23 protein-coding genes, 1 tRNA gene and 2 pseudogenes are annotated in these 25,590 nt (G+C 70.1%); 11 read left to right on the top strand and 15 right to left on the bottom strand.

Annotation, left to right across the window (positions count from 1 at the left end):
* Positions 1–24: 24 nt before the first annotated feature.
* From ACJ5H2_RS22685 to ACJ5H2_RS22655, 7 genes are read right to left on the bottom strand one after another with little or no spacing between them, the layout of a single operon-like run.
* Complete coding sequence (locus ACJ5H2_RS22685) at positions 25–1,188, bottom strand: NAD(P)/FAD-dependent oxidoreductase (RefSeq protein ID WP_408899718.1); 1,164 nt, start codon at positions 1,186–1,188, stop codon at positions 25–27.
* A complete protein-coding gene (locus ACJ5H2_RS22680) occupies positions 1,188–1,928 on the bottom strand; it encodes an ABC transporter ATP-binding protein (RefSeq protein WP_408899717.1) in 741 nt (246 codons plus the stop codon). Before ACJ5H2_RS22680 ends, ACJ5H2_RS22685 begins: the two co-directional genes overlap by 1 nt.
* Positions 1,925–2,836, bottom strand: coding sequence for an ABC transporter ATP-binding protein (locus ACJ5H2_RS22675; protein WP_408899716.1), 912 nt, complete (start codon positions 2,834–2,836; stop codon positions 1,925–1,927). The genes ACJ5H2_RS22680 and ACJ5H2_RS22675 overlap by 4 nt, the downstream gene beginning before the upstream one ends.
* A complete protein-coding gene (locus tag ACJ5H2_RS22670; protein ID WP_408899715.1) occupies positions 2,833–3,708 on the bottom strand; it encodes an ABC transporter permease in 876 nt (291 codons plus the stop codon). Before ACJ5H2_RS22670 ends, ACJ5H2_RS22675 begins: the two co-directional genes overlap by 4 nt.
* Positions 3,705–4,751, bottom strand: a complete 1,047-nt coding sequence (locus ACJ5H2_RS22665) for an ABC transporter permease (protein ID WP_408899714.1) — start codon at positions 4,749–4,751, stop codon at positions 3,705–3,707. Before ACJ5H2_RS22665 ends, ACJ5H2_RS22670 begins: the two co-directional genes overlap by 4 nt.
* Entirely contained in the window at positions 4,748–6,301 is a 1,554-nt protein-coding gene (locus ACJ5H2_RS22660) for an ABC transporter substrate-binding protein (protein WP_408899713.1), read from the bottom strand. The genes ACJ5H2_RS22665 and ACJ5H2_RS22660 overlap by 4 nt, the downstream gene beginning before the upstream one ends.
* A gap of 47 nt (positions 6,302–6,348) precedes the next feature.
* On the bottom strand, positions 6,349–8,403 hold the full coding sequence (locus tag ACJ5H2_RS22655) for a heavy metal translocating P-type ATPase (protein WP_408899712.1): 2,055 nt from the start codon (positions 8,401–8,403) through the stop codon (positions 6,349–6,351).
* 82 nt (positions 8,404–8,485) lie between these two features.
* Here ACJ5H2_RS22655 and ACJ5H2_RS22650 point away from each other — a divergent pair, with 82 nt between their 5' ends.
* Positions 8,486–8,848 (top strand): ArsR/SmtB family transcription factor, encoded by a 363-nt coding sequence (locus ACJ5H2_RS22650; protein ID WP_408899711.1) that lies wholly within the window; start codon positions 8,486–8,488, stop codon positions 8,846–8,848.
* Between the two features lie 38 nt (positions 8,849–8,886).
* Here ACJ5H2_RS22650 and ACJ5H2_RS22645 read toward each other — a convergent pair whose 3' ends face one another.
* Positions 8,887–10,848 carry an MFS transporter gene (locus ACJ5H2_RS22645; RefSeq protein WP_408899710.1) on the bottom strand — a complete coding sequence of 654 codons (1,962 nt, stop codon included), beginning with the start codon at positions 10,846–10,848 and terminating at the stop codon, positions 8,887–8,889.
* A 194-nt stretch (positions 10,849–11,042) separates the two neighbouring features.
* Between ACJ5H2_RS22645 and ACJ5H2_RS22640 the strand changes: the two genes are divergently transcribed.
* Both ACJ5H2_RS22640 and ACJ5H2_RS22635 read left to right on the top strand, forming a co-directional pair.
* Positions 11,043–11,119, top strand: a tRNA-Asp gene (locus ACJ5H2_RS22640).
* Positions 11,120–11,176: 57 nt separating this feature from the next.
* Positions 11,177–11,533: a metallopeptidase family protein gene (locus ACJ5H2_RS22635; RefSeq protein ID WP_408899709.1), complete on the top strand. Its 357-nt coding sequence runs from the start codon at positions 11,177–11,179 to the stop codon at positions 11,531–11,533.
* An 82-nt stretch (positions 11,534–11,615) separates the two neighbouring features.
* Here the strand turns inward: ACJ5H2_RS22635 and ACJ5H2_RS22630 are convergent, their stop codons facing one another.
* Genes ACJ5H2_RS22630 through ACJ5H2_RS22620 form a run of 3 tightly spaced genes read right to left on the bottom strand, consistent with a single transcriptional unit; the run spans position 11,616 to position 13,189 of the window.
* The gene (locus ACJ5H2_RS22630) at positions 11,616–11,948 is read right to left on the bottom strand and encodes a fluoride efflux transporter FluC (RefSeq protein WP_408899708.1); all 333 of its coding nucleotides are present in this window, start codon (positions 11,946–11,948) and stop codon (positions 11,616–11,618) included.
* Positions 11,945–12,337: a fluoride efflux transporter FluC gene (locus tag ACJ5H2_RS22625; protein WP_408899707.1), complete on the bottom strand. Its 393-nt coding sequence runs from the start codon at positions 12,335–12,337 to the stop codon at positions 11,945–11,947. The genes ACJ5H2_RS22630 and ACJ5H2_RS22625 overlap by 4 nt, the downstream gene beginning before the upstream one ends.
* A 3-nt stretch (positions 12,338–12,340) precedes the next feature.
* Entirely contained in the window at positions 12,341–13,189 is an 849-nt protein-coding gene (locus ACJ5H2_RS22620) for an ATP-binding protein (protein ID WP_408899706.1), read from the bottom strand.
* Between the two features lie 434 nt (positions 13,190–13,623).
* Between ACJ5H2_RS22620 and ACJ5H2_RS22615 the strand changes: the two genes are divergently transcribed.
* Positions 13,624–15,129: an NAD(P)/FAD-dependent oxidoreductase gene (locus ACJ5H2_RS22615; RefSeq protein ID WP_408899705.1), complete on the top strand. Its 1,506-nt coding sequence runs from the start codon at positions 13,624–13,626 to the stop codon at positions 15,127–15,129.
* Between the two features lie 52 nt (positions 15,130–15,181).
* A complete protein-coding gene (locus ACJ5H2_RS22610; RefSeq protein WP_408899704.1) occupies positions 15,182–15,712 on the top strand; it encodes a GNAT family N-acetyltransferase in 531 nt (176 codons plus the stop codon).
* Here the strand turns inward: ACJ5H2_RS22610 and ACJ5H2_RS22605 are convergent.
* On the bottom strand, positions 15,696–16,547 hold the full coding sequence (locus ACJ5H2_RS22605) for a hypothetical protein (RefSeq protein ID WP_408899703.1): 852 nt from the start codon (positions 16,545–16,547) through the stop codon (positions 15,696–15,698). The two genes, ACJ5H2_RS22610 and ACJ5H2_RS22605, sit on opposite strands and share 17 nt — an antisense overlap.
* Before the next feature lie 118 nt (positions 16,548–16,665).
* Between ACJ5H2_RS22605 and ACJ5H2_RS22600 the strand changes: the two genes are divergently transcribed.
* Positions 16,666–17,067, top strand: coding sequence for a Fur family transcriptional regulator (locus tag ACJ5H2_RS22600; protein ID WP_408899702.1), 402 nt, complete (start codon positions 16,666–16,668; stop codon positions 17,065–17,067).
* 187 nt (positions 17,068–17,254) lie between these two features.
* Here the strand turns inward: ACJ5H2_RS22600 and ACJ5H2_RS22595 are convergent, their stop codons facing one another.
* Complete coding sequence (locus tag ACJ5H2_RS22595) at positions 17,255–18,577, bottom strand: IS256 family transposase (protein WP_408899701.1); 1,323 nt, start codon at positions 18,575–18,577, stop codon at positions 17,255–17,257.
* A gap of 203 nt (positions 18,578–18,780) precedes the next feature.
* On the opposite strand from ACJ5H2_RS22595, the pseudogene ACJ5H2_RS22590 reads away from it, so the two are divergent.
* A pseudogene (locus ACJ5H2_RS22590) lies at positions 18,781–19,251 on the top strand (IS481 family transposase); the annotation flags it as partial.
* A gap of 175 nt (positions 19,252–19,426) precedes the next feature.
* A pseudogene (locus ACJ5H2_RS22585) lies at positions 19,427–19,486 on the top strand (hypothetical protein); the annotation flags it as partial.
* A 51-nt stretch (positions 19,487–19,537) separates the two neighbouring features.
* Here the strand turns inward: ACJ5H2_RS22585 and ACJ5H2_RS22580 are convergent.
* On the bottom strand, positions 19,538–19,852 hold the full coding sequence (locus ACJ5H2_RS22580; RefSeq protein WP_408899945.1) for a hypothetical protein: 315 nt from the start codon (positions 19,850–19,852) through the stop codon (positions 19,538–19,540).
* 355 nt (positions 19,853–20,207) lie between these two features.
* Positions 20,208–21,392, bottom strand: coding sequence for a thiolase family protein (locus ACJ5H2_RS22575; protein ID WP_408899700.1), 1,185 nt, complete (start codon positions 21,390–21,392; stop codon positions 20,208–20,210).
* Between the two features lie 83 nt (positions 21,393–21,475).
* On the opposite strand from ACJ5H2_RS22575, the gene ACJ5H2_RS22570 reads away from it, so the two are divergent.
* The 3 genes from ACJ5H2_RS22570 to boxB all read left to right on the top strand — a co-directional run bounded on the left by ACJ5H2_RS22570 (position 21,476) and on the right by boxB (position 25,444).
* The gene (locus ACJ5H2_RS22570) at positions 21,476–22,204 is read left to right on the top strand and encodes an SDR family oxidoreductase (RefSeq protein ID WP_408899699.1); all 729 of its coding nucleotides are present in this window, start codon (positions 21,476–21,478) and stop codon (positions 22,202–22,204) included.
* Positions 22,205–22,333: 129 nt separating this feature from the next.
* Complete coding sequence (gene paaZ / locus ACJ5H2_RS22565) at positions 22,334–23,848, top strand: phenylacetic acid degradation bifunctional protein PaaZ (protein WP_408899698.1); 1,515 nt, start codon at positions 22,334–22,336, stop codon at positions 23,846–23,848.
* 108 nt (positions 23,849–23,956) lie between these two features.
* Complete coding sequence (gene boxB, locus ACJ5H2_RS22560; RefSeq protein ID WP_408899697.1) at positions 23,957–25,444, top strand: benzoyl-CoA 2,3-epoxidase subunit BoxB; 1,488 nt, start codon at positions 23,957–23,959, stop codon at positions 25,442–25,444.
* The last annotated feature ends 146 nt before the right edge of the window (positions 25,445–25,590 follow it).

The following is a 25,590-nucleotide window of genomic DNA, read 5'->3' as shown; positions in this document are numbered from 1 at the left end:
CACGAACGGTTGAGTCTGAGTCGGCTACCGGACCTGCAGCTGCGACTCGAGCTGCGGCAGCCGCTCCGTGGCGTTGACGGTCACCGCCGCCACGGGTCGGTTCGCCCCGCTCAGGACGAGCGCTGCTCTGCCGTCCTCGAGAGAGCCCCAGACCACCTCGGCTCCGTCGGCGGCGTGCGGGAAGCCCACGCAGCGGATCTCGCTTCCGCCGATGAGCGAGCCGAACCAGGGGAGCGACGTGTGATCGCGCGCGCAGTCCCGACCGGATAGGAGGTTGGCGGCCGCCAGGGCCGCCTGGTCCAGCGTGCTCGCCCAGTGCTGCACCCGGACCCGAGCGCCGTCGAGGAGAGGTTGCGTGGTGCGGGCGACGTCGCCGGCCGCGACGACCCGGTCGGCGCCGAGGGCGTGCAGGGTCGGGCCGCAGTTCACGCCTCCGGCCACGCTCAGCCCGCTACCGCGAAGCCACTCGACGTTGGGGCGGGTGCCGGTCGCCATCAAGACGACGTCGGCCCGAAGGTGGCTGCCGTCGTCGAGGACGACGCCTTCGACACGTCCGCGTCGTACGTCGAGACGGCGTGCGCGGGCGTGCGCGCGGAGGTGGACCGGGCGGGCGCGGAGGAGGCGGCTGGCGTAGGCGGCGACAGGTCGTCCCAGGGCGCGCTCGGCCGGCAGGTCCCCTCCGTGCACGAGGGTGGTGTCGTGGCCGGCTGCGGCCGCGGTATCGGCCACCTCCACGCCGATCAGGCCACCACCGACGACGACGACTCGACGTTGTCCGGCGAACAGGGCGGACCGCAACGCACTCGCGTCCTCGACCGTCCGGAGCACGAACGCGCCTTCCACGTCGTCGACCATCGCCCGGTCACGGGGGCGTGCTCCGGACGCGATGACCAGGCCGTCATACCCGAGCCGCTCGGTGTGGTCGAGCACGACGGTCCGGCGCTCGAGGTCCAGCCAGGTCGCGGTCGAGGCCAGCCGCCAGTCGGCGTCGGGCACGTCCGGACCGAGATCGAGGCCGGCGCGGTCGGTCTCTCCGCGGAGGTACTCGTAGGACAGCGCACAGCGGTCGTAGGGGCGGTGCGGCTCAGAGCCGACGATCGTGAGCGCGCCTTCGTAGCCCAGCTTGCGGAGCGTCATGGCGGCCTGATGTCCGGCCAGCGACGCGCCGACCACCACGATCCGTCGCATCAGACCGACGGACCGGCCGGCGCCAGCTGTCCGACCGACGAGTCCGTGTGGTCAGCGCCCCCCACCGCGGCCAGGCGGCCGCCCTGGACCTCGAAGACCCGGTCGCACAGGACGTCCAGCGCCGCTCGGTCGTGGCTCGCCACCACGATCGCTGTGCCGCTGGCGGCCGTCTGGGCCAGCAGGTTCAGCACGCCGGCTGCGACCGACACGTCCAGCGCGGACGTCGGCTCGTCCGCGACGATCAGCCGCGGCGCCGCGGTGAGCGCGCGCAGGATGACGACCCGCTGGCGCTGGCCGCCCGAGAGCCGCGACGGAAGGGCCTCGACATCGACGCCGTCCAGGCCCACCTCGTGCAGCCGCTCGCGCGCGATCCTGCGCCGGTCGTCGCGCGAGAGGTGCAGACCGCGGTACGGCGCGGTCAGCGGCTCGGTGATGCTCCGCCAGAGCGGCCAGCGCGGGTCCAGCGCGGCCGACGCGTTCTGCCCGATCGGCATGACGAAGCCGTCGCGCCGGGGACCGTCGACGGGCGTGCCGCCGAGACGGACCGTGCCCGAGGTCGGGCGCTCGGTCGTCGTGATCACCCGCAGCAGGGTCGACTTCCCGCAGCCGGACGGTCCGCGCAGCCCGACCACCTCCCCGGCCTGGACCGTGAGGTCCACCCCCGAGAGTACGTCGAACCGTCGCGCCCCGCGCCCGTAGCGCACGCAGATGTCCTCCAGGCTGAGCACCGGGTCGCTCATGAGGCCTCCCAGCACGACACGCCGGCGACCAGGTGCGGCTGCTCGGCGCGGCAGTGCGTCGACGCCATCGAGCAGCGGGGTGCGAACGCGCAGCCGCAGGGCTCCTCGTCCAGCCGGGGCGGAGCCCCCTGGAGGGCGACCGGGAGCCCGTGCCCGGGCCGCGGCGTCGCGGCCAGCAGTGCTCGGGTGTAGGGGTGTCGCGGCCTCGCGAGCACCTGCTCGGCCGCGCCGCGCTCGATCACCTCGCCTGCATACATGACGGCGACCTGGTCGCTGTGCCGTGCGACGAGGGCCAGGTCGTGGCTGACGAGCAGGATCGCCGAGCCGGAGTCGCGCAGCGCACTGACGATCGTGTCGGCTCGGTCCGCGTCGAGGGCTGAGGTGGGCTCATCCGCCACGATCACCCGCGGGTGGTGTGCCTCGGCGGCCGCGATCGCGGCGCGCTGCAGCATGCCGCCGCTCCACAGGTGCGGTCGCAGCTTCGACCGGACCCGCGCCTTGTCGATGCCGAGCCGCTCCAGCGCGCGACCAACCTCGTCATGGCCCGGGCGCTCGTGGTGCACGCGCCACGCCTCCGCCACGGAGCCGGCCACGGACATCAGCGGGTCGAAGGATGCCATCGGGTCCTGCGCGACGAGACCCAGCGTCTTGCCACGGAGCCGGTGCAGCGTGCCGCCGGACGCGCCGACCACCTCGGTGCCGTCGACGATGATCGAGCCGGTGACCCGCGCCGATCGCGGCAGGAGCCCGAGCACGGCGTTCACCACCGTCGTCTTGCCCGATCCGGACTCCCCGACGAGTCCGAGACATCGGCCCGCACCGACGGCGAGGTCCACCCCGCGCACGGCGTGCACGCCGTCGGCGTACCGGACGTCCAGAGCAGTGGCCGCGAGCGCGTCGTCCGTCATCGGTGGTCTCCTTCCCTGAGGGAATCGGCGATGAGGTTCACGGCGGCTGCCGTGCCGAGGATCGCGGCCGCTGGCGCCAGGAGCAGCCACGGCGCGACGTAGAACGCGCTCTGCGACTCCGCCAGCATCGAGCCCCACTCGGCGGTGGGCGGCTGGATGCCGAGGCCGAGGAACGACAACCCGGCGATGCTGATGACGATGTCGCCGATGGTCAGCGTGCTCACCACGCCGAGCTGAGCGGCGACACCGGGGATCACGTGGCCGCGCACCGTGGTCCACCACGGCACCCCAGCGAGCCGGGCCGCGAGGATGTCCTCCCGCTGCCGGCACGTGACGGTGAACGCGCGGGCGAGCCGCGTGAAGGTGGCGACGTAGGCCACCGACAGCGCGCTGACCAGCTGGACGAATCCCGGGCCGAGAGCTCCGATGACGGCCATCGCCAGCACAATGCTTGGAATGCTGAGGAGCACGTCGTTGATGCGCATCACGACCGCGTCGACGAACCCACCCGCGAGGCCTGACGCGACGCCGACGACGAGCGCCACCGTCAGCGAGATCATGAGCACCAGCGCTGCGGCTGCCAGTGATGCCATGCCGCCGGCGGCAAGGCGGGCGAGCTGGTCGCGGCCATAGGCATCGGTACCGAGCGGGTGCGTGAGGCTGGGGGAGAGGTACTCGTCCTGGATGGCCACCGCGTTCGGCTCGGCGGGGGTGAGCAACCCTGCGCACAGCACGATCAGGACCACGACGCCGAGCGCCAGGCCGATCCGACCGGTCGCGGAGTGGGTGATCCGTGCCCCGTGCTTGATCTCCAGCAGTCGCCGGCGACGCAGCGCCGGCATCGCAACAGTGCGAAGGGACGGGACGCTCATCGCCGGCTCCTGACGCGAGGGTCGATCACGGCGGTGGCGAGGTCGGCGACCAGGCTGGCGGCGATGTAGCTCGCCGTGGCCAGCAGGACGATCGCCTGGATGACAGGAAGGTCGCCCATCTGCACGGACTTCACGAGGTAGGAGCCGACCCCCGGCCAGTTGAACACGGCTTCCACGACCACGGTGCCGCCGATCATCCACGCGGCTGCGAGGGCCATCGCGTGGAGGAACGGGATCGCCGAGTTCGGCAGTGCGTGCCGGAGGAGGAGGTAGAGCTGTCCGCCGCCCCGACCGCGGGCGACCATCGCGTAGCGCTCCTCCATGCCGGCGACGAGTGATCCCCGCAGCACCCGCGTCGGGATCGCCACCGCGCTGATCGCCACGCACAGCGCGGGCAGCAGCACCTGCCCGAGCGACCCGTCGGCGATCGCGACGCCCGCGCCCATGCGGACCACGACGACCTGGATGAGGAGCAGGGCAACGACGAACGATGGGACGGCGGCACAGACGATGAGCAGCATCCGCACGGCCAGGTCCGTGACGCCCCTCGTCGCCGCGGCCAGCAGGCCGAGGACCAGCGCGGCGACGAGGACCATCGCGAGCGCCGTACCGGCGAGCACCAGCGTCGGCTGGAGCCGGGTGAACACCTCCTCGGTCACCCGCTGTCCGCTGACGTACGACGTGCCGAGGTCGCCGTGCAGCACTCCCGACGCCCAGTCGAGGTAGCGCTCGACCACGCTGCCGTCCAGGCCCAGCTCCGCCCGCACCTGGGCCAGCTGCTCGGCGGAGGGGCTGCGGACCCCGCGGCTGGCCAGCACCCGCTGGGCGGGGTCGGTGCCGGACAGCCCGCTGAGCAGCCACACGATCACCGAGGCCGCGGCGAGGGTGACCACGGCCTGGCCCAGCTGTACGAGCAGCCAGCCCGCGCCGGCGGCCAGCCGTCGTTCACCTCGGCGCCCACGTCCGTCCGCGTGACCGGCGCGCCCGCGGACCCGGCCCCCGGCCGTTCCGGGAGCCGCGGAGGGACGGTCGAGCAGAGTCATGACGCGGGTGCCGTCTTCCAGTCGAAGGTGGCGTACTGGTAGCCGGCGCCGGGCCGATAGTCCGACCAGCGCGTCGACACCAGGGCGCCGTCACGTTCGAATGCCAGTACCGCAACGTACGCCTGGTCGAACGTGCGCTGCTGGATCTCCGCCAGCAGGTTGCGACGCTGCCCGTCGGTGCCGCTTGCGACCATCTGGTCGAGCAGCCCGTCGAGGGTCGGGTCGCCGACGCCCCAGAGGTTCGCCGAACCGTCCGTCGCCAGATAGGTCTTCAGGTAGGCGTCCGGCGCGCCGGTCGGCGAGATCGCGTACTCGCTGTAGAGCGCCAGGTCCCACGTCGACGGGTCGTCGTACATCTTGTAGTCGAAGGGCTGGGAGACGATCTTGACCTCGACCCCGAGCTCCTCGAGCTGGGACTGGATCCCGATGCCGAGCGGCTTGAACTCCGGCCGCTCGGCGTAGCCGAGCAGCGTCACGGTCAGCCGCTCGCCGTCCTTGGCCCGGTAGCCGCCGTCGCCCATCGTCCACCCGGCGTCGTCGAGCAGCTGTGCAGCCTCGGCCGGGTCGGTGCGCTGGGCGGCAACCGCCATCGGGTGGTCCGGTGGCAGCAGGGACGTCGCCGGCTCGCCCACCCCGCCGGTGAAGTCGGTCGCCAGCGCCTCGTAGTCCAGCCCGAGGGTCAGCGCACGGCGTACGTCGAGGTCGGCGAGCGGGCCGGTGCGCGTGTTGAGGAAGACCCGCACCGAGGAGAGTGGCGCCTCCGACAGCACCAGCTCGGCGGACGGGTTGCCCTCGATCGCCGTCACGACGTCGGGCACGTTGGCGCCGTCGGCGATGTCGACCTGTCCGCTCTGCACGGCGGCCACGCGTGCCTGGACCTCCGGCACGTGCGTCAGCTCGATCTCGGCGAGCGCCGGCGGGCCCTGCCAGTAGTCCTCGTAGGCCTCGAGCGTCATCTCGCGGGCGTCGAACCGCACCACCTCGTAGGGTGCGGTGAACCCGCCCTCGCCCACCCAGCGCTGCGGGTCGTCCCCGGCTCCTTGGGCGACCTCGACGTCGTGGATCGCGAAGCCGATGTCGGCGAGGGTGTAGGGCAGCAGTGGGGCGGGTGTCTTCGTCGTCGCGACGACCTCGAGCTCGCCGTCGGCAGCGAAGCGGGCACCGGGAAGGCTGGTCCTCCCGGCGAGCCCCTCGGTCACCGCCCGGTTGAGGCTGGCGGCGACGGCATCGGCGTCCGCGGCCTTGCCGTTCTGGAAGGTGATCCCGTCGCGGAGGGTCAGCCGCCAGGTGCGCGGCGACTCCTGCTCGGGGTCCTCTGCCAGGAGGACCGGCTCGACCTCACCTGCGTCGTCGACCCGGGTGAGGGTCTCGGCGAAGGAGAAGACGGAGTCGATCCCCTTGGCGGGGTCGAGGGTGACCGGCAGGAAGGTCGCGGCGATGCGAAGGGTCTTTCCCTCGCCTGCGCCGCTGGACATGCCGGAGCAGGCGGAGGTGAGGAGCATGACGAGTGCGATGAACGCGATCCCGAGTCGCGGGGCTTGGCGGTTCACTGGTGCCTCCCGGTGCTCGCAAGAGCCGTTTCGAGGGTGGTAGTTGATCATGAGCGGGCCTCCACAGGAGTGGGCGTCCGCTGGACCGCGGCTGGATCGACCGGCGGGGCGGCTGCCACGCCGTCGTCCGCCTTGCGCCAGGCGGCGCGTCTGAGCAGCCGCAGGCCGTTCAGGCCGACGACCATGGTCGACCCCTCGTGCCCGGCGACTCCGAGCGGTAGCGGCAGGATCCACACGATGTCCCACACCACGAGCACGGTGATGACGGTGGCGGCGAACACCAGGTTCGCCTTCACCACCCCGTGGGCGCGCCGGGACAGCGCGATGACCCTGGTGATCGTGGCCAGCTCGTCGCGCACGATGACCGCGTCGGAGGTCTCGAGCGCGAGGTCCGACCCCGCCCGGCCCATCGCGACCCCGAGCTCGGCGGCGGCCATCGCCGGGGCGTCGTTGACGCCGTCCCCCACCAGCAGGACGCGATGTCCCTCCGCCTGGAGGGCGCGGACGTGGGCGACCTTGTCCTGCGGCAGCAGCCCGGCGCGGACGTCGGTGATCCCGACCTCGGCGGCCAGCCGTCGGGCGGCGCGCTCGTTGTCGCCGGTGAGCAGGACGGGCGTCCGGCCGGTCAGCCGGGTCAGGCGGGCGACGGTCTCTCGAGCGTCCGCACGGACCCGGTCGGCCAGCGCGAGCACTCCCGCGGGGCTGCGGTCGACCAGCACGACGACCGCCGTACGACCGACCTCCTCGAGCTGACCCACCATCCCGTAGGCCGCAGCGATCCGGTCCGCGTGGGCCGCGTCCAGGTCGTCGAGGAGCACCGGCGACCCGACCTGGACCAGCCGGCCGTCGACGACGGCGCTGACCCCGCGGCCCGGGGTGGACGTGAAGTTCTCGCTGTGAGGGACGTGGACGTCGCGCTCGTGCGCCGCGGCCACGACCGCTCTGCCCAACGGGTGCTCGCTCGGCCGCTCGGCGGCGGCGGCGAGCTCCAGCAGCCGGTCGGTGGTGAGGCCGGCGCCCGGCACGAGCTCGACCTCGGCGACACGTGGCGTGCCCTCGGTCAGGGTGCCGGTCTTGTCGAACGCGACCAGGTCGGCGGTGCCGAACTTCTCCAGCGCCACTGCGGACTTCACCAGCACGCCGTGGCGCCCGGCGTTGGCGATCGTGGAGAGCAGCGGTGGCATGGTGGCCAGTACGACGGCGCACGGCGACGCCACGATCATGAAGGTCATCGCCCGGGCGAGCGTCGGCTCGAACGCGGCGCCGAGAGCCAGCGGGATCCCGAAGAGCGCGAGCGTCGCGACGACGACACCGACCGAGTAGCGCTGCTCGACCTTCTCGATGAACAGCTGGGTCCGCGCCTTGGTCTGGGACGCCTCCTCGACCATCACGACGATCCGAGCGACGACGGAGTCCTTGGCGGCCCGGTTCACGCTGACCCGCAGGGCCCCTGTGCCGTTGAGGGAGCCGGCGAAGACCTCGTCGCCGGGCGCCTTGGTGACCGGGAGCGGCTCGCCGGTGATCGAGGCCTGGTCGACGTCGCTGAGCCCCTCGAGGACCTCTCCGTCCGCGCCGACGCGCTCGCCGGGGCGGACCAGCACCACGTCGCCGACGACGAGGCTGGCCGTGTCCACGTCCTCCTCACCGTCAGGCGTGACCCGGGTCGCCCGCTCCGGGGCGAGGTCGAGCAGGGCGCGGACCGAGTCCGCCGTACGCCGGGTGACGAACGCCTCGAGGGCACCGGAGGTCGCGAAGATGACGATCAGCAGCGCTCCGTCGAAGACCTGTCCGATCGACGCTGCCAGCAGCGCCGCGACGATCATCAGGATGTCCACGTCGAGGGTCCTCTCGCGCAGCGCCTGGAGACCGGACAGCGCCGGTTCCCAGCCGCCGGTGGCGTAGCAGGCGAGGTAGAGGGTCCACCACACCGGTGCCGGCGCGCCGAGCAGCTGACAGGCGCCGCCGGCCAGGAACAGCGTGGTCGCCAGCGCGGCCCACCGCACCTCGGACATCGACAGGACGGCCCAGAGGGCCGACCGGCGGGACTGGGTGGGTGTGGGGGTGGCGACCTGAGGCGGCCGGGTCGACAGGGAGGCAGTCATCAGAACCCTTCCGAGTGGTGGAGCCCGTGACGCTAATACATGAAGATATGTTCATGCAAGCCCCTGATGGTACGGTTGTCTCATGGGTCATCGGATGGACGCACGGCTGTCGACGAGCACGAGGCTCGACCTTGCCTCTGCGAAGGCCGTGGCGACCACGCTCCAGGCGCTCGCCACTCCGAGCCGGCTCATGATCCTCGGTCGTCTCCGTGAAGGGTCAGCGACCGTCAGCGAGCTCGCCGACGCCGCCGGCATGGAGCAGTCCGCCGTCTCCCACCAGCTACGACTCCTCCGCAACCTGGGTCTCGTCGACGGCGTCCGCAACGGCCGGAGCATCGTCTACTCGCTCTACGACAACCACGTCGCCCAGCTGCTCGACCAGGCCGTCTACCACGCCGAGCACCTGCGGCTCGGGATCCCCGACCGGCCGGCAGAGACGGGCTGACGCCGGCAGAGGGCGTTGCCGCCGGTCCGACGCCTGCCTCAGGCGAGCGGCGTGCCGAGGGTGAGGTCGATGCTTCGCGCGGCCTCCCACACGGTGGCCGGGCGGGCGCCGATGGCGCCGTTGGCCGCGACGACGGTGAGCACGTAGCGACCGTTGGCGGGCCGGGGCATCTCATAGCGGCCCTCGTGGTCGGTGCGCGCGGACAGCACGGTCTCGCCGGTGTTGCGGGTAAGGACGACGAGCGCGGAGCTGACCGGTTCGCCGGCGGAGTCGGTGATGACGCCGGTGAGGGTCAGCCGGTCACGCAGCACGATCGGGGGGAGCGGCGCGTCGCTGTCGAGATGGAGCATGCGCGAACGCGGCTGCCAGCCGTCGGCGGCGGTCACCACGAGGTAGTCCGCGCTCCCCGGGATCGCGGCGCTGAACCGCCCCTCGGAGTCGGCCTGTCCCCAGTCGACCGGCTTACCGTCGGGCGTCAGGATCGTGACCACGGCGCTCGGGATCGGGCGCGAGGACGGCGAGAGCACCTGACCGCGGACGACCTTCGACGGCCGGCCGGTCGTGGCCGTGCCGACGCGGTCGGCGTCGGCGTCGAAGTCGCTCATGCGCAGCATGGGAACTCCGAGCGCCGCCGCGCCGAGAGCAGCGGCGGCTGCGGTCCACAGCAGCAGCGTGAGCGCCTGGCTGCTCGGCAGGAGCTGACCGCCGACGGTGACGACCCACGCGGTGGTGACGGCGGCAGTCATCGCGCTCGCGGTCGACGTACCGAAGGAGCGGAGCAGGACGTTGAGGCCGTTGGCGGCAGCGGTCTCGGTGACCGGCACCGCTCGCATCACCAGCATCGGGATGGCGCCGTACACCATCGCCGTGCCGGCCCCCACGATCACGGAGCCCACCACGACCTGCGTCAGGCTGTCGCTGAGGAACACGCGTCCGACGTACGCCGCGGACATGACGGCGGCGCCGCTCAGCATGGTGGCCTGCGGGCCGACGCGGCGCGTCAGCCATGCGGACACCGGTGCCATCAGGCCGAACGCCGCGGCACTGGGCGTCATCCACAGCCCGGTGTCCAGGACGTCGAGCCCGAGCCCGTAGCCGGTCGCCGTCGCGGCCTGGAGGAACTGCGTGGTCAGCAGCATGTTGGCGAACATCGCGAAGCCGGCGAGCGCCGACGCGGCGTTGATGAGCAGGACCGCGCGCCGGCCGGCGACCCGTAGGTCGACGAGGGGGTCGGGCGTCCGCAGCTCGAGCGGCCCCCAGACGGCCAGGATCGCGACGCCCGCGGCCCCGAGACCGAGGGTCAGGGGCGAGCCCCAGCCCCACTGGCCTCCCTTGGACAGCACCAGCAGCACGGCGGTGAGGGCGAGTGAGAGGAGTACGGCGCCGCGCACGTCGAACGTGCCCCGCGTGCGGACCGGCGACTCCGGGAGGACGACGAGGGCGGCGAGCAGGAGAATGACGCCGACGAGGCCGGTGAGCCAGAAGATGGCGTGCCAGTCGAGGTGCTCGGAGATGACACCCGACAGGGGCGACCCGACGCCGGCGCCGATGGCCAGGGTGGCGCTCATGAGGGCGACGCCGAGCGGCAGTCGCTCGCGCGGCAGCTCGTCGCGCATGATCGCGATGCCGACGGGGATCAGCGCCATGCCGACGCCCTGCAGCGCCCGCGCCCCGACGAGCAGGGGCAACGCCTGGCTCAGCGCACCGACCAACGAGCCCAGCACCGAGACCGCCAGTGCGATCACCATCATCCGCCGCTTGCCGTACATGTCGGCGAGCCGCGAGATCGTGGGGGTTGCGATTGCTCCCGTCAGCAGGGTGGCGGTGACGAGCCAGGAGGCACTGTCCGCGGTGGTGTCGAGCAGCTCCGGCAGCAGGGGCAGCAACGGCAGGAGCAGCGTCTGCTGGAGCGACACGACGATGCCGCACAGCGACAGGGTCGCGACGACGAGCGCGGGGCTGGCCGGGGGCCGCTCCGGAGGTCGCTGCGCTGCGCTCACGGAGGCAGTGGTCGATGCGACCACGTCCGTCACCTCCCGTCTCGACCTCGTCGGCCTCCATCTTGTCCTGTATCGACATCCCCTCAGGCGGGCGGTCGGCCAGCGGACCAGCTCCTCTTCTGCCCGGCGGTGCGTCGCGGCCCCTCGATTGGGTCGGCCCGGGCCGGATGGGTTAGAGTTCCACCGCTTCACAAGGCCCCGTAGCGCAGTTGGTTAGCGCGCCGCCCTGTCACGGCGGAGGCCGCGGGTTCGAGTCCCGTCGGGGTCGCCAGCAGCCCGGATCTCCGATCCGGGCTTCTTGCTTCCTGCGACCGGCACAATGGTCGTCGTGCCGGTCGAGATGGATCCCGAGCGCTTCGACGCGCTTGTCAGCGAGGCTCTCGACGCGATCCCCGACGAGATCGCGACGCTCGTCCGCAACGTGGTCGTCCTCGTCGAGGACGAGCCGCCCGACGACGAGCCCGACGACCTCCTCGGCCTCTACGACGGCGTGGCTCTGACTCAGCGCGACAGCTCCTGGATGCCGGACCTGCCCGACCGGATCTTCCTGTTCCGCGGCCCGCTCCTCGACATGTGCGAGGACGAGGACGAGCTGATCGAGGAGATCCGGATCACCGTGGTCCACGAGGTCGCCCACCACTTCGGGATCGACGACGACCGTCTGCACGAGCTCGGCTACGCCTGAGGACTTGAGGGCGGCCGCTGGTTGAGGGCGGTTTCGAGGCTCGGCCGCGGGCGGCCTCGCACCTCAACCACCCGAGGTCACCTCAACCACCGGCGATGGCATAGCCGAGGGCGGCGGCGGCGAGGCCGAGGGTGAGCGTGAGCGCTGCGTACGTCGCTCCGCCGCGCCGGCCGAGGTCGCGGGTCTGTACGGCGAACGAGGAGTACGTCGACATACCGCCGCAGAACCCGGCGCCGACGAGTGCCAGTGCGGCGCCGTCGACCGACCAGCCGACGCACATCCCCAGAACGAGGGAGGCGACGACGTTGACCACGAGCGTGCCCCAGGGGAGCGCGCCGTCGTACCGGCGGCCGAGCGCGAACCGGAGCGGAGCGCCGAGGCCGGCGCCCAGCGCGACCCAGAACACGTCGCTCACATCTCGTCCTCGCGGGGGAGCGGCGGCGCGAAGCGCCCGACCACGACCACGGCGGTCAGGCATGCCGCCAGCGTGCCGAGGAGGTAGCCAGCGGCGAGCACGGTGTCGCCGGCAGCCAGCAGCGCCCGACCCTGCTCACTGGTCGCGGAGAACGTCGTGAAGCCGCCGAGCAGCCCGGGCCCGATGCCCGCCGCCCACGTCGCGGAGCTACGGGCGAGGGGGAGGAGCTCGAGTGCGGCGAGCAGCGCGCAGCCGACGACGTTGATGGCGAACGTCGTCCACGGGAAGCCGGCGCTGTCGGGTACGGCCTCTCCGACCTCGAAGCGGAGCACGGCGCCCACCGCACCGCCGACCGCCACTGCGAGCAGCAGCCGGGACGAGGGTGGCACGGGCTAGATGCTAGGACTGGTGCTCGGGTTGCCCGACCACGCCTGGGGGGCGGCGCCCGCTGCCTGGCGGCGGAACTCGCTGAGGAACCAGATCTGGAACGCCCGCTGATCCGGAGAGCGCGGAGCGGTGAGCAGTCGCTCGGCGCGGCTGAAGTCGTCGGCGGCGTCGAGGAGGTCGATCAGCTCGCCGATCTGGCGGGCGTCGTGCGGCGGCATCCGCAGCCTCAGGTCGACCCAGTCGCGCCCCGCGTCGAGCGCGTCGTCGACCTGCTCGCGGCCCATGTTGGTCCGCAGTGGGCGCTCCAGGGCGTTGAAGTGGTTCGAGAGCACCTTGGCCAGGGGGTAGTCCTCCTCGTGGGCGAGCGCGAGCAGCCGGATCTCGCGTCGCAGGTCGCGGTAGTGGCGCTGGAACCGGGAGAACGCGTGCACCGGGACGCCCTTGACCTGGATGGCCACCTCGCCCATCCGCGTCCGGGGCTCGCCGGCGTCCGGGGGCGCCATCAGCTGGAAGTCGGCGCCGGCGGCGTCGGAGAACTCGGTGGCGGGCTCGAACCAGACCGTCTTGCCGTCCTCCTCGATGACCGCGCCCCAGGCGACGCTCGCGCGGGAGACGATGTCGAGGCCGCGGCCGAAGCCGCCGAGGTTGCTGATGTCGATGTTCTGGCTCGCGCTGGAGTCGAACGCGTCGAGGTCGAAGGCGTCGAGGTCGATGCCGCCGCCGCGCGACCCGGGCTGCGGCGGTACGACGGACGCGTCGGAGACCTCGATCCGCGGGTGCTCCGGCGTCCCCCTCAGCTGGAGCCGGGTCGGCGGCTCGCCGTGGAGGAGGGCGTTCGTCACGAGTTCGGACACGCCCAGCTCAGCGCACTCGACGAGGTCGCTCCGCTCGATCGCTTCGCACGTGCGCACCGCCCAGCGACGCGCTTCCTGAACGCTACGAGGACCAGAGGTCAGGGTGAGGACCTGCCGGTGCGGCACCAAGTAACCCCTTCCGTGATGGTCCAACGCCCGAGAGCGGGTCGACCCAGTAATCCAGGGTGATCTACCCGGTGCACCAGCGGTCAAACATTCACCTAGCGCCGGATTCTGTCGCGAACCGGGACCGAACGGGTACCTGCCCGTCCTGCGAGTCGTCCACAGATGGAGACCTTCCCCGTTGTGGTTCAGCAGACACCACGGAGAGGCGTCGTTTTTGGCCGGACAGGCGTTGGCGGGAGGATAGGAACAGCCAGACGACGCTGTCACGGCACCGGCACCGAGCACCATCCCGCAGCAGGAGGCTCCCGATGACCGCACAGACCCCGACGCCCGACCGCGCACTCGTGCCGCGATCGAACCGGCACCAGGTCGTCGTCATCGGATCTGGTTTCGGCGGGCTGTTCGGCACCAAGGCGCTCAAGGGTGCCGACGTCGACGTGACGATGATCGCGAAGACCACCCACCACCTGTTCCAGCCGCTGCTCTACCAGGTCGCGACCGGCATCCTCTCCGAGGGCGAGATCGCGCCGCCGACCCGCGAGGTGCTGGCCAAGCAGAAGAACGCGCAGGTGCTGCTCGGTGAGGTCACCTCCGTCGACCTCGACGCCAGGACGGTCACGTCGCAGGTCCTAGGCCGCGAGCTGACGACGCCGTACGACTCGCTGATCGTCGCGGCGGGCGCCGGTCAGTCCTACTTCGGCAACGACCACTTCGCCGAGTTCGCGCCGGGCATGAAGAGCATCGACGACGCCCTCGAGCTGCGCGGCCGTATCTTCGGCGCGTTCGAGATGGCCGAGCTCGGCGCCGCCCGCGGCGAGAACGTCGACCACCTGCTGACCTTCGTGGTCGTCGGCGCCGGACCGACCGGCGTCGAGATGGCGGGACAGATCGCCGAGCTCGCCCACCGCACCCTCACCCGCGACTTCCGAGCCATCAGCAGCCACCACGCTCGGGTCATCCTCGTCGACGCGGCCCCGCAGGTGCTGCCGCCCTTCGGGGCCAAGCTGGGCGCCTGGACCCAGAGGAAGCTCGACGACCTCGGCGTCGAGGTCATGCTCGGTGCGCTGGTCTCCGATGTCGACGAGCGGGGTCTGGTCGTGAAGTACAAGGACGGCACGGAGAAGCGGATCGCCGCCGTCACCAAGGTGTGGGCCGCGGGTGTCCAGGCGAGCCCTCTCGGGAAGACGCTCTCGGAGCAGACGGGCGCGCCTCTGGACCGGGCCGGGCGGATCTCGGTCAACCCCGACCTGACCTTGCCCGGCTATCCAGAGGTGTTCGTCGTCGGCGACATGATCGCGCTCGACAACCTGCCCGGTGTCGCCCAGGTTGCGATCCAAGGAGCGAAGTACGCCGCGAAGGAGATCGAGGGCCGGCTCGAAGGGAAGGCGCCCCAGAAGCCGTTCAAGTACTTCGACAAGGGCTCGATGGCGATCGTCAGCCGGTTCCGGGCGGTGGCGCTGGTCGGCAAGCTCCGGCTGACCGGGTTCATCGCCTGGCTGATGTGGCTCGGCGTCCACCTCTTCTACATCACCGGGTTCAAGAACCGGGTCACCGCCGTGCTGCACTGGCTGGTCTCCTTCCTCGGCCGTGGCCGTTCGGAGCGGACGTCGACGGAGCAGCAGATTTTCGCGCGGGTCGCGCTGCAGCGGCTCCAGCGCGGGGCGGCCGACCTGGTCTCCCGGCCGGGGGAGTACGACGCGGAGGCGGAGCGTCAGCGCCGTGAGGAGCTCGAGCGCCAGGCCCTCGAGGAGGTTCGCCTCACCGACGAGCAGGCGCGCGGAGTGAAGGCGACCTCGGTCGGCTCGTCCATCTGAGCCGGCGGAGAAACCGAGTGCGACGAACGTCGCGGCTCGGTCAAGATGGAGCATGACCGCGCTCGTGCTGCCTGATCTGCGGTGGTTCCCCAGCTGGGCCGCCACCGTTGCCGACTTCGGCGACGAGGTCATGCACGGGTCCGGTTCATGGAACCTCGACCGCCCCCTCGAGCCGACCGAGGCGTCGTGCAAGGAGCTGGTCGACGTGCTGGCCGAGCGGGTGTCCGCCGACCCGGACAGCGGCCGGGTCGCGTCGACGTACTTCTGGATCACGGCGGGGGACGGCGACCGCGAAGACGAGGTGATCGGGTTCCTCAACCTCCGCCACCAGCTCAATGACTGGCTGCTGCAGGAGGGCGGCCACATCGGCTACTCGGTGCGGCCGGCGCGGCGCCGGCAGGGGCACGCGAAGCGGGCGCTCGCCCTCGGCGTACGACGCGCGGGCGAGCTCGGCATCGACCAGGTGCTGGTCACGTGCGACACCGACAACGTGCCGTCCGCGCGCACCATCGAGTCCGGCGGCGGCGTGTTCGAGGACGTCCGCAACGGCAAGCGCCGCTACTGGATCACGCCTCCGGCGTAGCGGGCGTCGGTCGCAGGTCCGGCCGCACGCGATGGAGGACCGCGGTGAAGCGGTGTGGGTCGACCATGCTCCGGTCGATCACCAGCAGCGGCTCGTCATGGCGCTCGATGAGCACCTTCCACCCGCGGTGACCGGGCTTGCCCTGGATCGCGACCGGCGTGTAGACGCTCGCCAGGTCGACCACCTCGAACTTTCCGTCGCAGATGATCTCGAGCTGCCCACGGATGACCGCCAGCTCCGTGACGCTGGTGCTGGCGCGCACACCCCAGACGATCAGCGTGAGCACGGCGACGATCGCGGTCAGCCCGTAGTTGAGGCTCGTCGGCACCTCGTAGGCGCGATAGCCGGCGGCGGCGGTCATGGCCACGGATGCGACGAGCACCAGCGTGATCGTGTTCCGGACTCCCTTGCGAGGCTTGAAGACCGCGTTGGTGGAGCGACTTGTGGTCAGCTCCTCCTCGTGCTCCGGGGTGGAGGCGTACGGCGACGGCTGGCCGGGCGTCGTACCGGTGCGCGGGGGCGGGGTGGGGTAGCCCGCAGCCGCCGGGTCCGTGGCGACCGTCTCCGCGGGGTCCTTAGCCGGTTTGTAGGGGGCGGGCCAGCGTGTCGCGACCGGCGGCTCGGGCGCCAACAACGCATCGATGACGTCCCTTCCCGCGTCGCGCGTGTTGGGGATGGCCAGGCTGTTCGGATCGATGGTGCCCGGCAGGTCCTCGCGGTGCTTTCCGCCACGGACGGGATCCCCCTGGTCGCCGGCGTACGTCGCGCGCTTGGCCAACCACTTGCGGATGGCGTCGGTGTCCGCGCCGAAGTCCACATCGTCAAGGTCTGCCACGACGGAGCCTCCTTTCCTGCCTCCGCGAAATCTACGCCGGATCCCGCGGTCGCGTGGCTGGTTCCCGCCCGCGCGCCGGTAGATTGAGACCCAGTCTCAACCGGACGGGGAGGCCTGGATGCCCGAGACCTCGACGCTGCGGCCGACCCGCCAGCGGCGCGCGATCACCGAAGCGCTGGCGGACGCCGCCGACTTCCAGAGCGCACAGGACATCCACGACACCCTGCGGCACACCGGCGAGAAGGTCGGTCTCGCCACCGTCTACCGCACCCTCCAGGCGATGGCCGAGGCCGGCGAGGTCGACGTCCTCCAGAGTGGGGGCGGCGAGGCGGTCTACCGCCGCTGCAGCACGCACCACCACCATCACCTGGTCTGCCGCTCGTGCGGTCGCACGGTCGAGGTGACGGGCCCAGCCGTCGAGACGTGGGCCGACGCCGTCGCCCGTGAGCACGACTTCGCCGAGGTCAGCCACAGCCTCGAGCTCTACGGCATCTGCGCCGCCTGCCGCTCCGCCGGTTGAGGTGCGAGGCGCTGCCGCTGGTCGAGGTGCGAGGCGCGCCAGCCCAGCAGCCGCCGCCGGTTGAGGTGCGAGGCGCGCAGCCCAGTAGCCGGAATGGGATGTGTCGGGTCATCGGCATGGCGCAGCGGTGGGGCGGGGCCGGATTGAGCGTGCCAACTTGGCTGTGTAAACGGCCGGATCGAAATTTTCAGGCTCCCGCGGGTAGTCGTCCGGGGAAGTGCAGTTCGAACTGGTTGAGCGCGGCGGTCCAGTGTTGGCTGGCGGCGCCGCGCATGAGTAGTTTCTTCTCCTTGCCTCCTCCCCGTGATGTGGTCCGCGATTCGATGTCACAGATGGCTAGGTAGAGCAGCTTGTAGGCGGCCTCGTCGTGGGGGAACTGGCCGCGGTTCTTGGTGACCTTCCTGAGTTGGTAGTTTATCGACTCGATCGCGTTGGTGGTGTAGACGACCCGGCGGATCTCCTCGGGCAGCTCTAGGAACGGGATGAACTCCTCCCAGGCCCGCTTCATCACCTCGACCGCGGCCGGGCAGCGTTTGCCCGGGTCGGAGTCCTCGAACACGCCGAGGGCCTGCTCGGCGGCTTGAAGGGTGGGGGCGGTGTAGATCGGCCGGAGCATGGCCACGATCGCCTTGCGGTCCTTCCAGGAGGCGTAGCGCATCGCGTTGCGGATCAGGTGGACCACGCAGGTCTGCACGACCGCTCGGGGCCAGGTCGCGGTGATCGCTTCCGGCAGCCCGGTCAGGCCGTCGCAGCACACGATCAGCACGTCGCGCAGGCCGCGGTTGCGCAGCTCGGTGAGCACCCCGGCCCAAAACCGCGCGCCCTCGGTGGCCTCGATCCACATCCCCAAGACCCGTTTCCGGCCCTCCATGTCGACCCCGACGACGAGGTGGCAGGCCTTGACCCGGACCTGGCCGCCGTCGCGGATCCGGATCCGGATCGCGTCGATGTAAAGGATCGGGTAGACCTCATCCAGCGGCCGGTTGCGCCACTCCTTGACGGTCTCGTTGATCGCGTCGGTGATGTTCGCGATGGTCTCGTGGGAGACCTCGGCGCCGTAGGTGATCTGCAGGTGCTCGGCGATGTCGCGAGTGGTCATCCCCTCGGCGTACAGCGAGATCACCAGGTCCTCGAACTCGCCCAGCCGGCGGGTGCCCTTGGGGACCACCACGGAGTCGAACAAGCCGTTGCGGTCACGCGGCTTGTCCAGCTCGACCGGCCCGGCATTGGTCTGCACCGTCGAGGGCGTGGTGCCGTTGCGGGAGTTGCCGGTGCCGCGGCCCTCGGCGGCGTACTTCTCATAACCCAGGTGAGCGGTCATCTCGGCGTTCATCGCCGTCTCCACAGCCTTCTTGATCATCCCGCCCAACAAGCCCTGCTTGCCGGTCAGCTGCAGACCCTCGGTCTGTGCACGCTCGATGATCCTGTCGATCTCGGCATCCAGCCCACTTCCGAGCGCCTCAGGCACCCGCGCGGACTTCGACTTCGAGATCGGCTTCTGGTCTGACATAGGGATAGGTCTCCTTCCACGAGCAGGCACAGCCTGCCCGTCCACCGACCCAACCGTTTACACAGGCCATCTGACACCCCCGCCGGGTTCGACGCTGAACGGTGTCGAAACGCCGCCTTGTCATCACCGCCGTGCTGGCCGGGGCCTCCCAGAGTGAGGCCGCCCGCACCTACAACGTTTCCCAGGGCTGGATCAGCCGGCTCATGGCCCGCTACGCCGTCGAGGGGGAGACCGTGTTCGAGCCACGGTCTCGTCGTCCCCACCACTCGCCCAACGCCACCGCGCCTGCGACTGTCGAACTGGTCCTGCTGCTGCGCAAACAGCTGATCGAAGCCGGGCTCGATGCAGGGGCGGACACGATCAGCTGGCACCTGCTTCATCACCACCAGATCCAGCTGCCACGGGCCACGATCCACCGGATCCTGGTCCGGCACTCGGCGGTGGTCCCGGACCCCTCGATGCGAACGAAGTCCTCCTACCTCCGGTTCGAGGCCGAGCAACCCAACGAGACCTGGCAGTCCGACTTCACCCACTACCGGCTGGCCACCGGCGTGGACGTGGAGATCTTGACCTGGCTTGACGACCACTCTCGCTACGCACTGCACGTCAGCGCCCATCTCCGGGTCACCGGGCCGATCGTGCTCGCGGCATTCCGCGAAACCGCAGCCCAGTACGGGCATCCGGCATCGGTGCTCACCGACAACGGGATGGTCTACACTACGCGGTTCGCTGCGGCCGCGGCGGGCGGAACCACCTCAAGTTTGAGCTGCGTGAGCTCAACATCGTGCAGAAGAACTCCCGCCCGAACACCCGACCACCTGCGGGAAGGTCGAGCGGTTCCAGCAGACCCTGAAGAAGTGGCTGCGCGCCCAGCGCGACCAGCCGACCACGATCACCGAGCTGCAGGTCCTGCTGGACCGGTTCGCCGTCCAGTACAACACCACCCGGCCACACCGTTCGCTACCCCGCAGTGCGACCCCGGCCACGATCTACGACACCCGCCCCAAGGCCGTCCCCGCCGCCGACAGGTCCCGCGACACCCACGACCGGGTCCGCACCGACAAGGTCGGCAAGAACGGCACCGTCACCCTGCGCGTCGCCGGCCGACTGCGCCACATCGGCATCGGCCGAACCTGCGCCGGCACCAACATCCTGCTGTTTGTCCAGCACCTGCACGTCCGGATCGTCAACGCCGCCACCGGCGAGATCCTCCGCGACCTCCTCATCGACCCGCGCGCGACTACCACGGCACCGGACGACCACCCGGACCAGCACCCAGAAACAATGAGCCCGAACCCACATCCGTAGGTTCGAGCTATGCCGATGTCCTGAGACATCACATAAGTAGGCCCCGCGGGACTGGAACCCACAACCTAAGGATACATAATAGGGGATCATTGAGGGTCCTCCGAGACCAGGTTTCTCCTGCTCAGAAGCCATCTGTGGCAAACTCGGCGCCACGCCAGACATCCCCGATCATCCCATAAGTGATGAATAGTGGGGTGCAATGAGGTCCACCGTGTGACAGATATCGCACGATTCGTCTACTACCTGTAGACAACGTAGGGCTCGCGGTCGACGGCGTGGCCTAGTGATGTCGCCGCGGCCAGCCAGCGCATCCAACCGCACCTCAACTCTCGAGCGTGAGCGCGAGTCCCTGTCCGACACCGACGCACAAGGCCGCGACCCCCAGAGATCCGCCTCCGCCGGCAAGCTGGTGTGCGAGCGCACCCGTGAGGCGGGCGCCCGAACAGCCCAGCGGGTGACCCATTGCGATCGCGCCGCCCTGACGATTCACTCGCTCAGGGTCGAGGTCGGGCCACTCCTTGAGGCAAGCGAGGGACTGAGCAGCGAATGCCTCGTTTAGCTCCATCACCTCAACGTCGGTGACGGACCGACCGATCTTCGTCAGCGCGCGGTCGACAGCGCCCACCGGCGCGATGCCAAAGTCTTGAGGGTCGACCGCATGGACACCGGTCGAGCCGACGCGCGCGAGCGGCTCGGCTCCCGTCGCGTGGAGGGCCTGCTCCGACATCAACAGGACGGCTGCGGCGCCGTCGGACAAGGGAGAAGCGTTGCCCGCGGTCACGATCCCGTCGGGACGAAACGACGGGCGGAGGGTCGCGAGCGTCGCCGAGGTCACTTGGTCGCGGATGCTCTCGTCCCGCGTCAGTGCACAGCCCGCGACGTCGATCACCCACGAGTGCTGGCTGCCGGTCTCCCAGGCCTGCGCGGCCAACGCGTGACTACGCGCAGCGAACTGATCGCATTCGTCGCGCCCGATCCCGTGTTTGGCGGCGAGCTGTTCGGTCGCCTCGCCCAACGAGACCGACCATTGCGACGGCATCTTCGGATTGACCAGGCGCCAACCGAGCGTGGTCGAAACCAGAGCCGCATCCCCGGCCGGGTACGGCCGCTCGGGCTTGGGCACCACCCACGGTGCTCGCGTCATCGACTCGACTCCGCCGGCGATGAGCGTGTCGGCGTCCCCGGTCGCAATCGCCCGGGCGCCCATGACGACCGCGTCCAGTCCTGAGGCACACAGCCGGTTCATGGTCGAACCGGGAACACTGGTCGGCAGTCCGGCGAGCAGACCCGCCATCCGAGCCACGTTGCGGTTCTCCTCGCCCGCACCGTTGGCATTCCCGAAGTACACTTCGCCGATCCGTTCGGGATCCACGTTCACGTTCCGGGCGAGCAAAGCGCGAATCGTGGCTGCGGCCAAGTCGTCGGGACGCACGCCGGACAGCGCGCCCCCGTACTTCCCAAGCGGAGTTCTGACTGCGTCTACCACAAACACCGCTCGTCCGTGCATGACCATCCCTAGATGTCGAACGCCTAACGCGCTACGTTTGGAGTCAGAAACGCAGAATACATGTAGCGAGTAGGAGCTTGATCTTGTCCGAGGATCATGCCAGCGCGATCGTCATCGGTGGCTGCGGCGGCATCGGCGCCGCGATCACCGAGCGGCTGGTGCCGCGGTACCAGACCGTGGCGACCTTCGCTGTCAACGAGCAGCGAGCCGACGCGCTCCGGTCGCGCCTTGTGTCGCAGGGGACCATCGAAGTGTTGCGGTGCGACGCGCGGGAGGAGTCCGAGCTCGGCGTCGCGTTCGACGCTGCGCAGGCACTCGGCGGGCTCCGCGTCGCCGTCCATTGCGTCGGCGGCTGGGACTATCCGAGGCTGATCGACCTCACCGTCGCCCAGATCGACCAGTCGCTCGCCCTCAATCTCAAGTCCGCGCTGCTCGTTCTGCGGGAAGCCGCTCGCCGTGTCGAGGACGGCGGGAGGGTCGTGCTGCTGTCCAGCGCCGCAGCTGCCGTGGCTCCGGCGCGACAGATCACCTATGCCGCTGCGAAGGCAGGTCTGGAGATCGCGGCCCGGGTGGCGGCTAAGGAGCTGGCTACCCGCTCGGTGACCGTCAACGTCGTGCGACCCGGTGCCACCGACACCGAGACCCTGCGCACCGGCACGTCGGATCGTGCGATCCAGGCGATGGCCGCGTCGAACGCGATGCGCCGCCTGGGTGAGCCCGAGGACGTGGCCGGTGTGGTGGAGGCCCTGGTGGTTGCCGACATGGGCTGGGTCACAGGCGGCGTCATTGATGCGACCGGCGGCCTGAACTAAAGAGCAACAACTAGGTGTCGAAACGACATAGTAATGTAGAGTATAGCCGACATCGGCGAGAGGACCCTCATGACATCTGTACTTCCCAGCTTCCTCTGTGACTCGTGGCAGACCGGAGCCGGCGACGGAGTGGCGGTCGCGGACGCCGTGACCGGAGAGGCGTTGTGTCGGGTCAGCAGCGACGGTCTGGACCTGGAGAACGCTGTGCAACATGCGCGCCGCGTAGGCGGTCCGTCGCTGCATGCGCTCAGGTTCCCCGAGCGAGCAGCCGTGGTGAAGTCGATGGCCCTCGCGCTCAGTGATCGCAAGGAGGAGCTGTATGAGCTGTCGGCCAGGGCGGGGGCCACTCGTTCTGACGCCAAGGTCGACGTCGACGGCGGCTTCGGAACCGCGCTCGTCTACTCCAGCATCGGTCGCAAGGCACTACCCGACGGCAGGATCGTGGTCGAGGACGAGCCGATTCTGCTCGGCAAGGAGGGCCGATTCGTCGGTCGGCACGTGCTGACCTCCCGCCGCGGCCTCGCGCTTCAGATTAACGCGTTCAACTTCCCGGTTTGGGGAATGCTCGAGAAGCTTGCTCCGGCTCTCCTCGCCGGCGTGCCCACGATCGTCAAGCCGGCGACCCCGACGGCGTTCATCACCGAGCACGCGGTGCGCATCATGTTGGAGGCCGGAGTTCTTCCCGATGGTGCGCTGCAGCTGGTCTGCGGTTTCGTGCCCGGGGTGCTCGATCAGCTGGGCGGCCAGGATCTCGTCGGCTTCACGGGCTCGGCCGCGACCGCCGCGCGGCTTCGCGCACACGATGCGGTGACGCGCCGGTCGGTGCGCTTCACGGCCGAGGCCGATTCGCTCAACAGCTCCATCCTCGGCCCGGACGCGGTGCCGGGTACGCCCGAGTTCGACATCTTCGTCGACCAGGTCGTGGTGGAGATGACGACCAAGGCCGGCCAGAAGTGCACGGCGATCCGTCGAGCCTTCGTGCCGCACGCGCTCTACGAGGCGACGGCGGAGGCGATCGCCGAGAAGCTGGCCGCAGTGGTCGTGGGCGCCCCGGATGCCGACGGTGTCACGATGGGAGCCCTGGTGGGCCTGGACCAGCGCGAGGACGTGCGCACACAGATCGCCAAGCTTTCCAGGTCTGGCGACCTGCTCTTCGGCGACCCGGGCAAGGTCGATGTCGTCGGCGCCGACGCGGAGCGCGGTGCCTTCCTCTCACCCATCCTCCTCGGTGCCGATCCTGACGCTCGAGCACCGCACGAGGTGGAAGCGTTCGGGCCGGTCTGCACCCTTCTCCCCTTCGCCGATCCCGCCGATGTTCCCGACCTCGTGGCGCGGGGAGAGGGCTCACTGGTGGCATCGATGGTCAGTGCGGATGCTGACTTCGTCCGGTCCGCCGTGGTCGGCATCGCTGCCCATCATGGCCGGCTCGTCGTCCTCGACCAGCGCAGCGCCACCGAGTCCACCGGTCATGGAATTCCGATGCCTCAGCTTGTCCACGGGGGGCCGGGCCGGGCCGGTGGCGGAGAAGAGGCGGGCGGCCTGCGAGCGGTCTACCACCACCTTCAGCGCACCGCGGTTCAGGGTGGTCCCGAGGTCGTCGATGCTCTCGCCAGATCGACCAGCGGGTCGTTGGCCGGAATCTAGCCCGCCGAGGAGCCGTTCGGCGACAGCACAGGGCGCAAACGTCAAGTAAACGTAGAACAAGTAAAGCGGGCTGCCGTACCGGGCCGCGACTACACAGGAGACAAACAGATGACCATCCAGGCGAACGACAACCGCACCGGCGCGGCTCCCACACCGACCGGGCCACTGTCGAAGATCGACTACTCTGAGAAGATCCCCAACAACGTCAACCTCTCCGAGGACCGGCGGCTGCAGCGCGCCCTGGAGGGGTGGCAGCCGAAGTTCCTCGACTGGTGGAAGGACCTCGGTCCGCAGTTGCCGACCAAGGACGTGTACCTGCGAACCGCGGTCGCCGTCGGTCGCGACGGCTGGGCACACTTCGAGCACGTGCCGATGGAGGAGTACCGATGGGGGATCTTCCTGGCGGAGGAGGACCCCGACAAGGTCGTCAACTTCGGCAAGCACAAGGGGCAGCCGGTCTGGACCGAGGTGCCCGGTGAGCACCGCGCCGACCTGATGCGACTCATCGTGGTGCAAGGCGACACCGAGCCGGCGTCGGTCGAGCAGCAGCGGGTCCTCGGCAACACGGCGCCGTCGATCTACGACCTGCGCAACCTGTTCCAAGTCAACGTGGAAGAGGGTCGGCACCTGTGGGCCATGGTCTACCTGCTTCACGCCTACTTCGGACGCGAGGGCAGGGAGGAGGCCGAGCAGCTGCTGAAGCGCAACAGCGGCGACTTCGACGCACCGCGGATCCTCGGCGCTTTCAACGAGGAGACCACCGACTGGCTTCAGTTCTTCATGTTCACCTACTTCACCGACCGCGACGGTAAGTATCAGCTCGGGACCCTGAAGGAGTCTGCTTTCGATCCGCTCGCGCGCACCTGCGAGTTCATGCTGAAGGAGGAGGCACACCACATGTTCGTCGGCACCACCGGCGTGCAGCGAACGGTCGAGCGGACCGCGCAGGTGATGCAGGAGAACGGCGGCACGGCAGGCTTCGCCGAGGGAGTCATTCCGCTCGACGTGATCCAGAAGTACCTGAACTTCCAGTACTCGGTGTCGATGGACCTGTTCGGCTCCGAGCAGTCGACCAACGCAGGTAACTACTACTCCTCGGGCCTCAAGGGCCGCTGGCAGGAGACGCGACGCAACGACGACCACGTCCTGCTCGACGAGACCCGCACTCTGCGCTACGTCGAGGACGGCGAGCTCAGGGAGAAGGAGGTGCCGGCGCTGTCGGCGCTCAATCTCGACCTCCGCGACGAGTACGTCGCCGACTGTGCGAACGGCGTGCGCCGGTGGAACCAGGCCCTCGAGGACGCGGGTCTCGAGGAGCGACTGTTCCTCCCGCACGAGGGCTTCAACCGCAAGGTGGGTGTCTACGCCGAGCACCATGTGAGCCCCGACGGCAAGGTCCTGACCGACGAGGAGTGGGCAGCGCAGGTCGACAGCTGGCTCCCCTCTGCCGAGGATCGCAAGGCGGTGGCCGACCTGATGGTGCCTGAGTACGAGTACGGCAAGTTCGCCAACTGGATCGCTCCGCCCCAGACTGGCATCAACGACCAGCCGGTGGAGTTCGACTACGTGCACCTCGCCGAGGAGGACCTGGTGTGACTCGCCGGGCCGACCACGACCTGGTGTGGGTCCGGGACGAGGATCCGGTGTGGGACAACGACAAGCGCCGGATCATCGGAGGCGCTCCCGACGGTGCCTCTGTCCTACCGTTCCGGGAGGGTGGGGAGCTCCCGGGGAGTGGTGGT

Source organism: Nocardioides pymetrozini (genome assembly GCF_046058985.1).
Classification (GTDB): domain Bacteria; phylum Actinomycetota; class Actinomycetes; order Propionibacteriales; family Nocardioidaceae; genus Nocardioides.
The sequence above is the reverse complement of the archived record's forward strand: the minus strand, read 5'-3'. Positions and strand labels throughout refer to the sequence as shown.

Coding starts and splice junctions, on each gene's coding strand:
- ACJ5H2_RS22685 (WP_408899718.1), bottom strand. CDS start 1,188: ATGCGACGGATCGTGGTGGTCGGCGCGTCGCTGGCCGGACATCAGGCC.
- ACJ5H2_RS22680 (WP_408899717.1), bottom strand. CDS start 1,928: ATGAGCGACCCGGTGCTCAGCCTGGAGGACATCTGCGTGCGCTACGGG.
- ACJ5H2_RS22675 (WP_408899716.1), bottom strand. CDS start 2,836: ATGACGGACGACGCGCTCGCGGCCACTGCTCTGGACGTCCGGTACGCC.
- ACJ5H2_RS22670 (WP_408899715.1), bottom strand. CDS start 3,708: ATGAGCGTCCCGTCCCTTCGCACTGTTGCGATGCCGGCGCTGCGTCGC.
- ACJ5H2_RS22665 (WP_408899714.1), bottom strand. CDS start 4,751: ATGACTCTGCTCGACCGTCCCTCCGCGGCTCCCGGAACGGCCGGGGGC.
- ACJ5H2_RS22655 (WP_408899712.1), bottom strand. CDS start 8,403: ATGACTGCCTCCCTGTCGACCCGGCCGCCTCAGGTCGCCACCCCCACA.
- ACJ5H2_RS22650 (WP_408899711.1), top strand. CDS start 8,486: ATGGGTCATCGGATGGACGCACGGCTGTCGACGAGCACGAGGCTCGAC.
- ACJ5H2_RS22615 (WP_408899705.1), top strand. CDS start 13,624: ATGACCGCACAGACCCCGACGCCCGACCGCGCACTCGTGCCGCGATCG.
- ACJ5H2_RS22610 (WP_408899704.1), top strand. CDS start 15,182: ATGACCGCGCTCGTGCTGCCTGATCTGCGGTGGTTCCCCAGCTGGGCC.
- ACJ5H2_RS22600 (WP_408899702.1), top strand. CDS start 16,666: ATGCCCGAGACCTCGACGCTGCGGCCGACCCGCCAGCGGCGCGCGATC.
- ACJ5H2_RS22595 (WP_408899701.1), bottom strand. CDS start 18,577: ATGTCAGACCAGAAGCCGATCTCGAAGTCGAAGTCCGCGCGGGTGCCT.
- ACJ5H2_RS22575 (WP_408899700.1), bottom strand. CDS start 21,392: ATGCACGGACGAGCGGTGTTTGTGGTAGACGCAGTCAGAACTCCGCTT.
- boxB (WP_408899697.1), top strand. CDS start 23,957: ATGACCATCCAGGCGAACGACAACCGCACCGGCGCGGCTCCCACACCG.